The organism is Vibrio sp. 10N.247.311.13, assembly GCF_041467595.1.
Taxonomy (GTDB): Bacteria; Pseudomonadota; Gammaproteobacteria; order Enterobacterales; family Vibrionaceae; genus Vibrio; species Vibrio crassostreae_C.
The window spans coordinates 17,046-30,937 of sequence record NZ_JBFSUX010000022.1 but is presented as its reverse complement, the minus strand read 5'-3'; the positions used below and the strand labels follow the sequence as shown (position 1 = coordinate 30,937).

General features: G+C 44.7%; 14 protein-coding genes. 9 read left to right on the top strand and 5 right to left on the bottom strand.

The genetic code is table 11. The annotated features are described in order from the left end of the window. Nucleotides 1–192: 192 nt before the first annotated feature. The 9 genes from AB6E52_RS11545 to AB6E52_RS11505 are packed head-to-tail and all read left to right on the top strand — an operon-like array spanning nucleotide 193 to nucleotide 7,106. Complete coding sequence (locus tag AB6E52_RS11545; protein ID WP_017060837.1) at nucleotides 193–594, top strand: hypothetical protein; 402 nt, start codon at nucleotides 193–195, stop codon at nucleotides 592–594. Nucleotide 595: 1 nt separating this feature from the next. Then, the gene (atpB, locus tag AB6E52_RS11540) at nucleotides 596–1,366 is read left to right on the top strand and encodes a F0F1 ATP synthase subunit A (RefSeq protein WP_017060838.1); all 771 of its coding nucleotides are present in this window, start codon (nucleotides 596–598) and stop codon (nucleotides 1,364–1,366) included. A 60-nt stretch (nucleotides 1,367–1,426) separates the two neighbouring features. Next, a complete protein-coding gene (atpE, locus tag AB6E52_RS11535) occupies nucleotides 1,427–1,663 on the top strand; it encodes a F0F1 ATP synthase subunit C (protein ID WP_004730405.1) in 237 nt (78 codons plus the stop codon). Between the two features lie 54 nt (nucleotides 1,664–1,717). Then, nucleotides 1,718–2,188, top strand: coding sequence for a F0F1 ATP synthase subunit B (locus tag AB6E52_RS11530; protein ID WP_102320977.1), 471 nt, complete (start codon nucleotides 1,718–1,720; stop codon nucleotides 2,186–2,188). Nucleotides 2,189–2,199: 11 nt separating this feature from the next. Beyond that, nucleotides 2,200–2,751 carry a F0F1 ATP synthase subunit delta gene (locus AB6E52_RS11525; protein ID WP_017060840.1) on the top strand — a complete coding sequence of 184 codons (552 nt, stop codon included), beginning with the start codon at nucleotides 2,200–2,202 and terminating at the stop codon, nucleotides 2,749–2,751. Between the two features lie 9 nt (nucleotides 2,752–2,760). Next, a complete protein-coding gene (gene atpA / locus AB6E52_RS11520) occupies nucleotides 2,761–4,302 on the top strand; it encodes a F0F1 ATP synthase subunit alpha (RefSeq protein WP_017060841.1) in 1,542 nt (513 codons plus the stop codon). A 46-nt stretch (nucleotides 4,303–4,348) separates the two neighbouring features. Then, a complete protein-coding gene (gene atpG, locus AB6E52_RS11515; protein WP_017064727.1) occupies nucleotides 4,349–5,218 on the top strand; it encodes a F0F1 ATP synthase subunit gamma in 870 nt (289 codons plus the stop codon). A gap of 44 nt (nucleotides 5,219–5,262) precedes the next feature. After that, complete coding sequence (gene atpD, locus AB6E52_RS11510; RefSeq protein WP_017060843.1) at nucleotides 5,263–6,648, top strand: F0F1 ATP synthase subunit beta; 1,386 nt, start codon at nucleotides 5,263–5,265, stop codon at nucleotides 6,646–6,648. Between the two features lie 14 nt (nucleotides 6,649–6,662). Further along, nucleotides 6,663–7,106: a F0F1 ATP synthase subunit epsilon gene (locus AB6E52_RS11505; protein WP_017060844.1), complete on the top strand. Its 444-nt coding sequence runs from the start codon at nucleotides 6,663–6,665 to the stop codon at nucleotides 7,104–7,106. A gap of 184 nt (nucleotides 7,107–7,290) precedes the next feature. On the opposite strand, the gene AB6E52_RS11500 is transcribed toward AB6E52_RS11505, so the two are convergent. The 5 genes from AB6E52_RS11500 to AB6E52_RS11480 all read right to left on the bottom strand — a co-directional run bounded on the left by AB6E52_RS11500 (nucleotide 7,291) and on the right by AB6E52_RS11480 (nucleotide 13,627). Then, nucleotides 7,291–7,827, bottom strand: coding sequence for an RNA-binding S4 domain-containing protein (locus AB6E52_RS11500; RefSeq protein ID WP_102320978.1), 537 nt, complete (start codon nucleotides 7,825–7,827; stop codon nucleotides 7,291–7,293). 117 nt (nucleotides 7,828–7,944) lie between these two features. Further along, the gene (gene yejF / locus AB6E52_RS11495; protein ID WP_102320979.1) at nucleotides 7,945–9,567 is read right to left on the bottom strand and encodes a microcin C ABC transporter ATP-binding protein YejF; all 1,623 of its coding nucleotides are present in this window, start codon (nucleotides 9,565–9,567) and stop codon (nucleotides 7,945–7,947) included. A gap of 9 nt (nucleotides 9,568–9,576) precedes the next feature. Continuing rightward, nucleotides 9,577–10,599 carry an ABC transporter permease gene (locus tag AB6E52_RS11490; protein WP_017060847.1) on the bottom strand — a complete coding sequence of 341 codons (1,023 nt, stop codon included), beginning with the start codon at nucleotides 10,597–10,599 and terminating at the stop codon, nucleotides 9,577–9,579. A 31-nt stretch (nucleotides 10,600–10,630) separates the two neighbouring features. Further along, nucleotides 10,631–11,719: a microcin C ABC transporter permease YejB gene (locus tag AB6E52_RS11485; protein ID WP_004730359.1), complete on the bottom strand. Its 1,089-nt coding sequence runs from the start codon at nucleotides 11,717–11,719 to the stop codon at nucleotides 10,631–10,633. A gap of 12 nt (nucleotides 11,720–11,731) precedes the next feature. Further along, a complete protein-coding gene (locus tag AB6E52_RS11480) occupies nucleotides 11,732–13,627 on the bottom strand; it encodes an extracellular solute-binding protein (protein ID WP_017068488.1) in 1,896 nt (631 codons plus the stop codon). Nucleotides 13,628–13,892 lie beyond the last annotated feature (265 nt).

The window sequence follows — 13,892 nt, the reverse complement described above, 5'->3', positions numbered from 1 at the left end:
TAGGCGTAGTTTATATTTTGTCGAAACGAGAGCGAACTAGTTTATATCGTTCTATTTCGTCAGGAGATATAAAACCAGCAAGATTATCTCTTTGTTAACAAGCAAAGTTTTATTAACAAGTAAATGCGAGTAGCAAGACATATTCAAACTGTGTTTTATATGAGCTTACACTGTTAAATATAAGGTTTTATTATGAGGCTTAATGGGATAAGTGGTGACATTCTTGTTGCTGCTAAAAGAGTTGTTCTCTGCCAAGTAGTATTAGCCGTCGGTGTAGTTTTATATGAAGTGTTTTTTGGTAATAAAGTAGATATGGAATCGTCGGCTTTGGGTATCGGAATTGCGATGCTACCTCCGCTGTTTGGTTTTATATATGCAAGCCTAAAGGTACGCAAGAATCCTAATTATAGTTTACGTGACTTAATGCAAATGAGTCGTGTCGTGAAAATAACTTATACGTTTTTAATGTTTATCTTGGCGTTCCAGTTTTTCAAATTGGATAACCCAGTAATATTGTACGCATATATTCTCACTATGGTTGGGTACTTCTTAACACCATTTATTACTGCCTCTACAAGATCGGAGTACGTGTAGTATGGATCAAGTAACTACCGCTCACGAATACATAGAGCATCACTTAACCTTCTTAACTACAGGTGATGGTTTCTGGGCGTTCAACATCGACTCGATGTTGGTATCTTGGATTACGGGTTTACTGTTTATTGGAGCTTTTCGATACGTAGTGACTAAGGGCACCAGCGGTGTTCCAGGTCGATTTCAATGTTTTATCGAACTGATATTTGATTTTGTAAACAACCTAGTAAAAGAGATTTTTCAAGCGGAGGATAAATTAATAGGGCCACTGGCATTAACCACTTTTGTTTGGGTGTTGTTAATGAACGCGGTCGATTTATTACCAATAGATTTCATACCAGCATTAAGTCGTGCAATGGGTCTAGAACACTTTAGAGATCTACCAACGGCGGACGTAAATATTCCAATGTCGATGGCACTCGGTGTATTTATCTTACTGTTGACTTATACATTTAAAAATAAAGGATTGAAAGGCTTTATCAAAGAGCTTACTACGCAGCCATTTGATAACCCTCTTTTATACCCTGTTAACTTAGTTCTTGAATTAATAACATTAATTTCAAAACCTATATCACTAGGCTTACGATTATTTGGAAACATGTATGCAGGTGAGATGATATTTATTCTGATCGCATTAATGCCATGGTGGATGCAATGGGCACTGAGTGTTCCTTGGGCACTATTCCACATATTAATCGTATTCTTGCAAGCATTTATATTTATGGTACTGACCGTTGTTTATTTAGGTATGGCAACAGAAGAACACCACTAATTAATAACTAAAAAATTTAACTAAAAAATTTAACTAACAAATTATTTATCGGAGATACAAATGGATATCGTAAGCGCAGTTTTATATGTAGCAGGTGCATTACTGATCGGTTTAGGTGCAGCAGGTGCAGCATCTGGTATTGGTAACTTAGCAGGTAAATACCTTGAAGGTGTTGCGCGTCAACCAGACCTTACTCCAATGCTTCGTACTCAATTCTTCATCATGATGGGTCTTGTGGATGCAGTACCGATGATCGGTGTTGGTATCGGTCTATACATCATCTTCGCCGTGGCTTAATCAAACCGCTTTGAAAGATCGATTTGTAAATAATCAAGATTTAGTGAGGAAGGTATGAACTTAAATGCAAGCATGCTTGGACAAGCAATCTCATTCGTGATTTTTGTTTGGCTCTGCATGAAATATGTATGGCCCCCTCTCACCGCGATGTTAGACGAGCGCCAAAAAGAAATCGCTGATGGTTTACGCCACTCAGAGAACGCTGCGAAAGAGCTAGAACTAGCAAAATCAAATGGCGCGCAACTCATCGAAGATGCAAGAAAAGATGTGACTGAACTGATTGAACAGGGCCGAAAACGCCGCAATGAAATCATCAGCTTAGCGCAACAAGAAGCCGAGCAAGAAAAGGCACGCATCTTAGAACAAGGTAGAGCTGAGCTAGAAGGCGAACGCCAAAAGATACGCCGTGAACTTCAGGCAGATATGGCAGACGCAGTAATTCAAAGTGCACAGAAACTGATTAGCAAAAACCTAGATTCCGCAACGAACCGAGCGCTAGTTGACCAAATGATTAGCGAACTCTAAGGAGAGGCAATATGTCAGATTACACCAATATTGCTCATCCCTACGCCAAAGCATCGTTTGAATTTGCTTTAGGTGAAAACCAGTTACAAGAGTGGCACTCAATGCTGTCCATTCTTGTGGCTGTCGCGGAAGAAGAAACGATCGCTAGTCAGATTTCTTCAGCAGAAGGTGCTTCTACACACCAAACAGAAGAGCTGGCAAACCTCATCATTCATATTTGCCAAGGACTCGTTGATGACCACGTCATTAATCTCATTCGAGTCTTGGCCGAGAACGGCCGCCTTTCTGTTGTAAGAGACCTGTTTGAATTGTACTGCGAGCTAAAGGACGAACATGAACGTGTAGTGCCTGTCACTGTCACCAGTTCAGAAATGCTGACACAAGATCAAGTTACGTCACTAACAGCTGCACTTGAGAAGAAATTAGAGCGTCAGGTTGAAATGAAGCAGGTTATTGATGACACGTTAGTGGGTGGAATGGTCATCAAAGCGGGTGAAACCGTTATCGATGGTTCTTTAAACACATCAATTGACCGATTGGCTCATCAACTTCACGCGAGATAGGTAACAATTATGCAATTAAATTCAAATGAAATCAGCGATCTAATCAAAGAACGCATCTCGAAATTTAATGTGAGCACCGAGGCTCGCAATGAAGGCACTATCGTATCGGTTCGTGATGGCATCATCACAATCAATGGCCTTGCTGATGTTATGCAAGGCGAGATGATTGAGCTACCAGGTGGCAAATACGCACTCGCACTTAACCTCGATACCCACTCAGTAGGTGCGGTGGTTATGGGCCCCTACACTGACCTCTCTGAAGGTATGAAAGTGAAAGGTACAGGTCGTATCTTAGAAGTACCTGTAGGTAACGGACTTCTTGGTCGCGTAGTCAACACATTAGGCGAGCCAATCGATGGCAAAGGCCCAGTGAGTTGTGACCGACTCGACCCTGTAGAAGTGATTGCACCGGGTGTAATCGAACGTAAGTCTGTTGATCAACCTATTCAAACTGGTTATAAAGCGGTTGATACCATGGTGCCAATCGGTCGTGGTCAACGTGAGCTTATCATTGGTGACCGTCAGACGGGTAAAACAGCGTTAGCTATCGATGCGATCATCAATCAGAAAGATTCTGGCATCAAATGTGTGTATGTAGCGATTGGCCAAAAAGCCTCCACTATCGCTAATGTGGTTCGTAAACTCGAAGACCACGATGCGCTAAAAAACACCATCGTAGTCGTGGCATCAGCATCAGAGTCTGCAGCGCTTCAATACCTAGCCCCTTATGCCGGTTGCACTATGGGTGAATACTTCCGTGACCGCGGTGAAGATGCGCTGATTATCTATGATGACCTATCAAAACAAGCCGTTGCTTACCGTCAAATCTCATTGCTATTGAAACGCCCACCGGGTCGTGAAGCCTTCCCTGGCGACGTATTCTACCTTCACTCACGCCTACTAGAACGTGCAGCACGAGTGAATGCTGAGTATGTAGAGAAGTTCACTAACGGTGAAGTGAAAGGCCAAACAGGCTCATTAACGGCGCTTCCTATTATTGAAACTCAGGCGGGTGATGTATCAGCGTTTGTACCAACCAACGTAATCTCAATCACTGATGGTCAGGTTTTCCTTCAAACCCAACTGTTTAACTCAGGCTTACGTCCTGCAGTAGACCCAGGTATCTCGGTATCTCGTGTGGGTGGTGCGGCGCAATGCAAGATCATCAAGAAACTGTCTGGTGGTATCCGTACTTCATTAGCTCAATATCGCGAGCTGGCGGCCTTTGCTCAGTTCTCTTCTGACTTAGATGAGATGACGCGCAAACAGCTAGACCATGGTGAGCGTGTTACCGAATTAATGAAGCAAAAACAATACTCTCCAATGTCAGTCGCTGAGCAAGCAACGGTTATCTACGCAGCAGAGAAAGGCTACTTGGTCGGTGTTGAGCTAAACAACATTGCCCGTTTTGAAGAAGAGCTGATTGCTTATGCCAAAGGTCAGAACCCTGCGTTGTTCGAAAAAATCAACGCGACAGGCGATTACAATGACGAAATCGACGGTGCTCTTAAAGAGATCCTAGAAGGTTTTGTTGGGATGAAAGCTTGGTAAGTGCTCCGGTTTGTTAGCTGGAAATCAAAACAAATAGGAGCAGATTATGGCAAGTACTAAAGAAATTCGCACCAAGATAGCCAGTGTTAGTAACACTCAGAAAATCACTAGCGCAATGGAAATGGTTGCAGCAAGTAAGATGCGCAAGGTTCAAGACAACATGACGCTAACTCGCCCCTACGCCGAGAACATGCGAAAAGTTATCTCTCATGTTGCATCGGGTTCCCTGGAGTACCAGCACCCTTACCTGCAACAGCGTGAACCTAAGCGTGTCGCTTACATCATTATCTCGTCCGATCGCGGCTTGTGTGGTGGCTTGAACTCAAACTTGTTCAAGAAAGTGTTAGAAGAAATGGAGCAATGGCGCACCAAGGGAGTCGAGGTAGAAACAACCTTAGTGGGATCTAAGGCTATCTCGTTCTTCCAACGCGGCGGCAACGTTATTGCACAAACGTCAGGTCTTGGCGATACACCTAAGTTAGAAGACATCTTAGGTACGGTGAATGCGATGCTCGGGCATTACGACGAAGGTAAAATCGATAGCTTGTATCTCGTTTACAACCAGTTCGTCAACACCATGGTTCAAGCGCCAACGACCTTGCAGTTGCTCCCCCACCCTTCGGATTCTGAGGAAGGTGGTGAGCCTAAAAAAGCGCGTCGTTGGGACTACATCTATGAGCAAGCACCCAAAGACATACTCTCAGAACTGTTACATCGATACATCGAATCGCAAGTGTATCAAGGCATTGTTGAGAGCATTGCCTGTGAGCAAGCAGCCCGAATGGTCGCTATGAAAGCGGCGACTGATAACGCAGGCCAACTCATTGATGACTTGCAGTTGGTCTACAACAAGGCGCGTCAGGCTGCCATTACCCAAGAGCTGAGTGAAATAGTCTCAGGTGCCCAAGCTGTCTAGGGCTAGAAAAGACTGGGTCAAGAACAGAATTTGAGGATTTAAGAATGAGTGTTGGAAAAATAGTTAAAGTAATCGGCGCGGTGGTTGACGTCGAGTTCAGCGGCGGCAACAGCCCACGCGTTTATGATGCATTGAAAGTGACTAGCGACGAAGCAAGCTCGTTAGTATTGGAAGTACAACAACAACTGGGTAGCAATATCGTTCGTTGTATTGCAATGGGTACGTCAGATGGCTTACGTCGTGGCCTAACGGTTGAAAACACAGGCTCTCCAATCACGGTTCCTGTCGGCGAAGAAACGCTAGGCCGTATCATGAACGTGCTTGGTCAACCTATCGATGAGTGTGGTGAAATCGGTCAGAAAGAAAACTACGAGATTCACCGTGAAGCCCCTTCTTATGAAGAACAAGCAAACAGCACTGAGCTTCTAGAAACAGGCGTTAAGGTTATCGACCTTATCTGTCCATTCGCTAAGGGTGGTAAAATTGGTCTGTTCGGTGGTGCTGGTGTAGGTAAAACCGTCAACATGATGGAGCTTATCAACAACATCGCCAAAGCCCACTCAGGTCTTTCTGTGTTTACCGGTGTAGGTGAACGTACTCGTGAAGGTAACGACTTCTACTACGAGATGAAAGAAGCAGGTGTACTAGACAAAGTAGCCATGGTTTACGGTCAAATGAACGAGCCACCGGGAAACCGTCTACGTGTAGCACTTACAGGCCTAACTATGGCTGAGCGCTTCCGTGATGAAGGTCGTGACGTACTGTTGTTCATTGATAACATTTACCGTTACACGCTTGCGGGAACAGAAGTATCAGCTCTGCTAGGTCGTATGCCTTCAGCAGTAGGTTACCAACCAACACTGGCTGAAGAGATGGGCGTACTTCAAGAGCGTATCACGTCAACAAAACAAGGCTCTATCACCTCTATCCAAGCAGTATACGTACCTGCGGATGACTTGACTGACCCATCGCCAGCAACAACCTTTGCTCACTTAGATGCGACCGTTGTACTGTCTCGTAACATCGCGGCACTGGGTCTATACCCTGCGATTGACCCGTTAGATTCAACGTCACGTCAGTTAGATCCGCTGATCGTAGGCCAAGAGCACTACGACATTGCACAAAAAGTACAAACAACGCTGCAACGCTACAAAGAGCTAAAAGACATCATCGCGATTCTTGGTATGGATGAGCTGTCTACTGAAGACAAACAGACCGTATCTCGCGCTCGTAAGATTGAACGTTTCTTAACGCAGCCTTACCACGTAGCCGAAGTGTTTACCGGTCAGAAAGGTGTCTTTGTACCGCTAAGCGAAACACTAAGAGGCTTTAAAGGTCTATTGAGCGGTGAATATGACGATATCCCAGAGCAAGCGTTCTTGTACTGTGGCTCTATCGACGAAGTGCTTAACAAAGCAAAATCACTCTAAGAGGCAGGTGCACCATGGCTATCGGAATTACAGATAATACATTTCAACTTAATATTGTAAGTGCGGAAGGTACGCTGTTTTCAGGTCCAGCGTATGCCCTAGCCGTTTCTGGCGCTGACGGTGAACTGGGGATCCGCCCCGGTCACTCCCCGCTTCTCAGTAAGATCAAACCGGGCGTAACCGTGTTTGTTACAGACCCTAAATCAGAAGGCCAAGTGCTGTATGTCTCTGGTGGGATGCTGGAAGTTCAGCCGGATGTGGTTACGTTATTAGCCGACACGGCCTTGCATGGTAAAGACATTGACCGCGCTCGCGCAGAAGAAGCGAAATATGCCGCTCTAGAGAACATCAACAAGGGCAACATAGACATTAACTTTGCACAAGCTCAGCTAGAACTAGCGAAAGCCGTTGCTCAGTTACGTGCATCAGAGCTAACTTCTTCTCACACAAGACACTGAGAATAAGCGTTATTGGCCGTTAGCTGTACTAGCAAACAAATACAAAAAAGGCTCACTAACTAGTGAGCCTTTTGATATCTGCGTAACGTAAAACCTAGGTCTAACGTTGCTTGATGTTCAAACAAATAGTTTTAAAAGATTCGTTTTAGAAAAGCAGTTTAGAGCAGTCGTTTAGAACTGTAGTTTAAAAGAACTCAATCGAATTACGGCCGCTTTTGACATCACGTGTTGGCTTTGGCGTATCCGCTTTCTTTTTCGGTTTCTTCTCTTTTTTCTCTTTCTTTGGTTCAGCCTTTGCGCTTAGCATTTCTGCTTTGCTTTTCTTAGATTCCTTCTTCTTAGAATCCTTTTTAGACTGACCTTTCTTCGCCTTGTTCTCTTTTTTAGGCGTTTCTTTCTTTTTCGGCTTTTCTGATTCTTCTTGTACTGGCTGATCACACACCACTACATAGTATTCTTGGTTGAATTCAAAGAAGTCGCCATCGTACATTTTACGACGCTTACGGGTTTCTAGCTCACCATTTACCGCTACGTAGCCTTCAGAGATGATGTGCTTAGCTTCACCGCCACCACTCACTAGGTTAGCAATTTTAAACACTTTGTAGAGCTCGATTGGCTGTGATGAAACATCAATACCAATTGCTTCAATTTCAATCTCTTCGCCTTCTTCGCCCAGCTCTTGGCCTTCGTAATCAGCGTCTTCGTAATGTTCTTGGTCCATGGTGACCTCTACCTAAATATGTACTTCTGAAATATTGGGCGCAGTGTAATCTTAAAACAACGAAATGACCATGTTGAATTCAACCAGAGCCCATTTGTTTTAAACAAACCCTCTGCGTTATAAAACACCACCAACATTCGAAAGACTCACCAACTGCTTAGTATATTCATGCTGCGGATTACCAAACAAAGTCTCAGTGTCGCCCTTCTCTATTACCTCGCCAGCTTTCATGACGATGGTGTAATGACACAAGGATTTCACGACATTCAGATCATGACTGATAAACAAATAGGTCAGGCCATACTTTTCTTGAAGTGACTTCAGCAAATCCAATACTTGAGCTTGAACGGTTCTGTCCAATGACGATGTTGGTTCATCGAGCAGGATAAACTCTGGCTTTAAAATCAAAGCACGAGCAATCGCAATACGCTGCCTTTGACCGCCAGAAAACTCATTTGGGTAACGGTGACGCGTTTCAGGATCGAGGTCAACCTCTTTCATTACGTCACAGATGCGTTGGTCGAGTTCGTGCTCATCCAATTGTTGATGCACTAACAAACCTTCGCCAATCACCTGAGCGACCGACATTCTCGGGTTTAGCGCAGAAAACGGGTCTTGAAAGACTACTTGCATACGGCTTCTAAACGGAAGCATCTGTTTTCGATCTAAACCTTGAAGCTGTTCACTCGAGTAGGTGATTGACCCTTCACTATCTACCAGCTTAAGTATCGCCATACCGGTCGTCGATTTACCAGAACCACTTTCGCCAACCAAACCGATTGAATGCCCTTTCTTCAAAGTGAACTCCATGTCGGTCACAGCTTTAACATGAGAAATGGTGCGCTTGAATAAACCGCCCGTGATCGGGAACCAAACACGAAGTTGATTTACATCGAGTAGCGGTTTGCTTTCGGGTGACACAGGAACGGGCAAACCTTTCGGATCAGAGTTAATAAGTTTTTGAGTGTAAGGGTGAGCAGGCGCGTTAAACAGGGTATGACAGTCGTTACTTTCGACCAAGCGACCATCTTTCATTACTGCTACTCTGTCGGCAATCTTACGAACGATACTCAAGTCATGAGTAATGAAAAGCATTGCCATACCCAGCTCTTGCTGCAGGTCTTTTAGAAGGTCGAGGATCTGCGCTTGCACCGATACATCCAAAGCCGTTGTCGGCTCATCAGCAATAAGCAGCTCTGGTTCATTGATCAGTGCCATCGCGATCATCACGCGCTGGCGTTCTCCACCAGATAGCTCGTGCGGATAGGCTGAAATCTTTTGCTCAGGATAGCGAATGCCAACCTTTGAAAGCCACTCTATCGCCAAGGCTTGTGCTTTGTTGGTTCGCATACCACGATGAATTGCTAAGGTTTCAACAAGCTGTTTTCCAATTCGATGAAGCGGATTTAGGGAAACCATAGGCTCTTGAAAGATCATTCCAATACGACCACCACGAATCCCACGTAGCTGTCTTTCAGAACAACTCAGAATATCGGTGCCAGAGAAATTGATCTTACCGTTTAAGTAATGAGACGAGCCTTTTGGTAACAGCTTTAAAATCGAGTTAGCCGTGACCGATTTTCCGGAACCACTCTCACCCACCAGCGCTAATGTCTCACCTTTGTATATTTCTAAAGAGACATCTTGTGTCACTTGCTCTATCGAGTTTTTTCGCCCGAAACCGACAGACAGTTTATCTATGGTCAAAACCGGAGAAGCAGGCGTTGTATTTGAAGTCATAAACTATCCTTACTTCTGTTGATGCGGGTCAAAAGCATCACGCACCGCTTCACCAACGAAGACCAGTAACGTAAGCATCAGTGAAAGCACGACGAAGGCAGAAATGCCAAGCCAAGGCGCTTGTAAGTTAGCTTTACCTTGCGCCAACAACTCGCCTAACGAAGGCGAACCCGCAGGAAGACCAAAGCCCAAGAAGTCTAACGAAGTCAGTGTGGTCACCGAGCCTGAAAGAATAAACGGCATCATGGTTAACGATGCAACCATCGCGTTAGGTAACATGTGACGAAGCATAATACGTTTGTCATCAACACCCATGGCTTGCGCGGCTCGCACATAATCGAAGTTTCGGCAGCGTAAAAATTCCGCTCGCACGATGCCGACTAAACTCATCCAACTAAACAGCACCATAATGCCGAGCAACCACCAGAAATTCGGCTCAATAAAACTCGACAAAATAATCAGCAAGAACAGGGTCGGCATACCAGACCAGACTTCAATGAAGCGTTGTCCGAATAGATCAACCCAGCCACCGTAGTAGCCTTGTGTTGCGCCAACCACGACACCAATCACGCTCGATACAATGGTCAGAATAAAACCAAATAGAACGGAAATACGGAAGCCATAAATGATACGAGCTAATACATCTCGCCCCTTATCATCAGTCCCTAACCAGTTCACCGAATCGGGCTCCGATGGCACCGCACCTGAAATATCGAAGTTTATTGTGTCGTAGCTAAACGGAATGATTGGCCACACGATGTAACCGTTGTCTTCAATGAGCTCGATAACATACGGGTCTTTGTAGTCGGCCTCGGTTTCAAACTCACCACCAAACTCCGTCTCGGCATATTCATTGATAACAGGCACAAACCACTGATTATCATAAGAAACCAAGAGTGGTTTATCATTGGCAATGATCTCAGCGAACAGGCTCAAACCAAACAAGATGGTAAATATCCAAAGGGAGATAAAACCACGCTTGTTTGCTTTAAAACGTAACCAACGAGCTTCAGCTAAAGGGTTGTTAAACATTTATTATCAATACCTTGTTATTCGTTCGCCATTAACGCGCTTCAAAATCAATTCGAGGATCAACCCAGGTATACGTCAGGTCGGAGATAATGCTCAGCACCAAGCCAAGCAAGGTCATGATATAGAGAGAGCTGAACACCACGGGATAGTCACGTTGAATGGTTGATTCAAAGCCAAGCAGACCAATTCCTTCGAGTGAAAACATCACTTCAATCAACATAGAACCCGTGAAGAAAATACTAATAAATGCGCTTGGGAAACCCGCAATAATGATCAGCATGGCGTTACGGAAAACGTGCTTATAAAGAATACTGCTCTCGTCCAAGCCTTTCGCTCTCGCAGTCACTACATATTGCTTATTGATTTCATCAAGGAAGGAGTTTTTGGTCAGCATGCTGAGCGTGGCGAATCCACCGATAACCATGGCGAAAATGGGCAACGCCAAGTGCCAGAAGTAGTCGCCAATTTGCTGATACCAGTTGAGCTGGTCGAAGTTACTCGACACAAGCCCTCGCAATGGGAACCAACTGAAGTAGTTACCACTCGCGAACAAAATAATCAGGATAATCGCAAACAAGAAGCCCGGCACCGCGTAGCCGACAATCACCACCGCGCTCGACCAAATATCAAAGCGAGAGCCGTGATGTATCGCCTTCATAATGCCTAAGGGTATCGAAATCACATAGATGATTAACGTACTCCACAACCCTAAGGAAATGGAGACAGGTAAACGCTCAATGATCAAATCAATCACGTTTCCGCCCTTAAACAGGCTTTCACCAAAGTTAAAGGTCGCGTAGTTTTTCAACATATCAAAGTAGCGAACGTGAATCGGCTTATCAAAACCAAACTGCTTTTTGATCTCTTCAACCACTTCAGGATCAAGCCCGCGTGAGCCTTTATAGCCACTGGCAGACGCTTGATCACTTTCACTTAAATCAACTTCTTGTCCACCACCAGAAAAACGCTCCATAATGCCAGAGTTATGCCCTTCTAATTGAGCAACAGCTTGCTCTACCGGGCCTCCAGGCGCTATCTGGATGATGAAAAAGTTGATGGTGATGATCGCCCACAGCGTGGGGATCACCAACAATAAACGTCGAAATATATACGCGGCCATGCTAACTAACTCCTAGCGACGTTTTTCAGGAAGCAAAGCCGCCTTCTCTTCTGAAATCCACCATGTATCGATACCTAAATCGTATTTAGGCAATACATCTGGACGCTCAAACTTGTCCCACATTGCTACGCGATACTCGCCAACGTGCCATTGCGGGATGTTGTAGAAATTCCACTGCAATACTCGGTCTAGTGAACGACCTAGTGTAAGAAGCTTTTCAGGGTGCTGTTGGTTACGCGCAATTTCTTCTGTTAACGCGTCAACCACTGGATCGATAACACCTGCAGTATTGTAAGTAGAATCAATGTAGTTAGAGTTCCAAACGATCATTAAGTTCGGGCTAGGATAAGGGTTTGCGGAAAATGACGACGAAACCATGTCGAAATCACGATCACGCAAGCGCTTGATGTATTGAGTGGTATCGATGGTACGGATCTTCATCTCAATACCCATGCGCTTAAGGTTCTTTTGAACCGGCGTTGCGATACGTTCCGTGGTTGGGCTGTAAATCAACAACTCAAATGACATCGGCTTGCCAGTCTTTTCGTTGGTCATGACTTTGTCTTTCAGCACCCAACCCGCTTCTTTCAACAATTTGAAAGCGGTACGCATTTGGCTACGAATACGACCGCTACCATCGGTGACGGGTGGTTGGAATTCTTCGGTGAAAACTCGCGGTGGAATCTGATCTTTGTATTGAGACAACAACTCGACTTCAGCTTCGCTTGGTAAGCCTTTCGCTTCGTAGTCGGTATTTTGGAAGTAGCTACGAGTACGCTTGTACTGACCATAGAACATGTTCTTGTTCATCCACTCAAAGTCCATCGCATAGGTTAACGCTTCACGCACTTTAGGATCCGAGAACACAGGTGATTGAATGTTGAAGACGAAACCTTGAGTCGTTTCAGGCTTCTCGTGGTTGATCTCTTCTTTAATGATGTAGCCTTTATCGAAGTTCGCGCCCGTATAAGAGTTAGCCCAGAACTTAGCCGAATTCTCGGTTCGAAGATCGAACTCCCCTGCTTTGAACGCTTCCAACATTACCGTGTCGTCACGGTAGTAATCGTATTGCACCTGCTTGAAGTTATTGCGGCCAACGTTAACTGGTAGGTCTGCTGCCCAGTAGTTTTCATCTAGACCATAGGTAACACTTTGGCCTGATTTGTAGCTGATGATCTTATAAGGACCACTACCGACTGGTGGCTCACTTAGAGGCTCAGACAGCTTTCTGTCTTTCCAGAAATGTTTCGGCAATACACGAGTGCTTTGCGCGAAGCTAAACAGTTTTTCGCGGTTTGGACTGTTCATTTCAATACGAACAACCAAATCAGAGACCGCTTTTACTGACTTAATCTCTTTGTAATACACACGATACTGAGGCACGCCCTCGGTTGAGAACTTGTCAAAAGTAAAGGCAACATCATGCGCAGTGATAGGCTCGCCATCTTGGAATTTAGCATTTGGGTTGATGTCGATTTCCATCCAAGTGAAATCACTGGAGTAGCGAACCTTTGAAGCGATCAATGGATAGTACGCATCAATCTCGTCACTCGGAGAAAACATCAAGGTATCGTAAATCTCTCCGGTATAACTTGCAGCAACGCCGCGGGAACCGAATCGATTAAAGCTATCGTACGTACCTATGCTGCCATAGGTCACTTTGCCCTGCTTTGGCGCATCAGGATTAACGTAATCGAAGTGAGTGAAATCGGCTGGATATTTTGCTTCACCAAAACCAACCAGTTGTGTGGTTTCAATAACGGTGACAGCAGGAGTTGATTGGGTTTCAGAAGCGTAAGTAACGGAGGGTTGTAAAGCAATAAGCGGCAACATGATTGCACATGACTTCAAATTAAACCTGAAAAACTGAGTGCGTTGCGAGGCTTTGCGTCGAAAAACTGTTCCCATTTGACTCTCCCTTCAAATGTCATGAATTCTATATTCAAGTTGATTTATCGGCTTTGAATGCATGCCGTTAAATCAAGTATAGGTTCAAATCTAACATCATGTAATAACTAATAAAACCATCAGCACTCTATCTCTGACGGTTTATTTACAAATTACTCGTCACCACTCAAAGTTATTGGATGCAGTGAGCTTTGATTGCTTAGCCTGAATGACACAAGCCTCCACAGCTTAGATTTCCTTTGATTCGCTTCTAAATTGAAGTTTA

What these genes read in the sequence shown, in the direction of transcription:
- AB6E52_RS11530 (WP_102320977.1), top strand. Translation starts at nt 1,718, where the DNA reads ATGAACTTAAATGCAAGCATGCTTGGACAAGCAATCTCATTCGTGATT.
- AB6E52_RS11525 (WP_017060840.1), top strand. Translation starts at nt 2,200, where the DNA reads ATGTCAGATTACACCAATATTGCTCATCCCTACGCCAAAGCATCGTTT.
- atpD (WP_017060843.1), top strand. Translation starts at nt 5,263, where the DNA reads ATGAGTGTTGGAAAAATAGTTAAAGTAATCGGCGCGGTGGTTGACGTC.
- AB6E52_RS11500 (WP_102320978.1), bottom strand. Translation starts at nt 7,827, where the DNA reads ATGGACCAAGAACATTACGAAGACGCTGATTACGAAGGCCAAGAGCTG.
- AB6E52_RS11490 (WP_017060847.1), bottom strand. Translation starts at nt 10,599, where the DNA reads ATGTTTAACAACCCTTTAGCTGAAGCTCGTTGGTTACGTTTTAAAGCA.
- AB6E52_RS11505 (WP_017060844.1), top strand. Translation starts at nt 6,663, where the DNA reads ATGGCTATCGGAATTACAGATAATACATTTCAACTTAATATTGTAAGT.
- AB6E52_RS11480 (WP_017068488.1), bottom strand. Translation starts at nt 13,627, where the DNA reads ATGGGAACAGTTTTTCGACGCAAAGCCTCGCAACGCACTCAGTTTTTC.
- AB6E52_RS11545 (WP_017060837.1), top strand. Translation starts at nt 193, where the DNA reads ATGAGGCTTAATGGGATAAGTGGTGACATTCTTGTTGCTGCTAAAAGA.
- atpE (WP_004730405.1), top strand. Translation starts at nt 1,427, where the DNA reads ATGGATATCGTAAGCGCAGTTTTATATGTAGCAGGTGCATTACTGATC.
- yejF (WP_102320979.1), bottom strand. Translation starts at nt 9,567, where the DNA reads ATGACTTCAAATACAACGCCTGCTTCTCCGGTTTTGACCATAGATAAA.
- atpA (WP_017060841.1), top strand. Translation starts at nt 2,761, where the DNA reads ATGCAATTAAATTCAAATGAAATCAGCGATCTAATCAAAGAACGCATC.
- AB6E52_RS11485 (WP_004730359.1), bottom strand. Translation starts at nt 11,719, where the DNA reads ATGGCCGCGTATATATTTCGACGTTTATTGTTGGTGATCCCCACGCTG.
- atpB (WP_017060838.1), top strand. Translation starts at nt 596, where the DNA reads ATGGATCAAGTAACTACCGCTCACGAATACATAGAGCATCACTTAACC.
- atpG (WP_017064727.1), top strand. Translation starts at nt 4,349, where the DNA reads ATGGCAAGTACTAAAGAAATTCGCACCAAGATAGCCAGTGTTAGTAAC.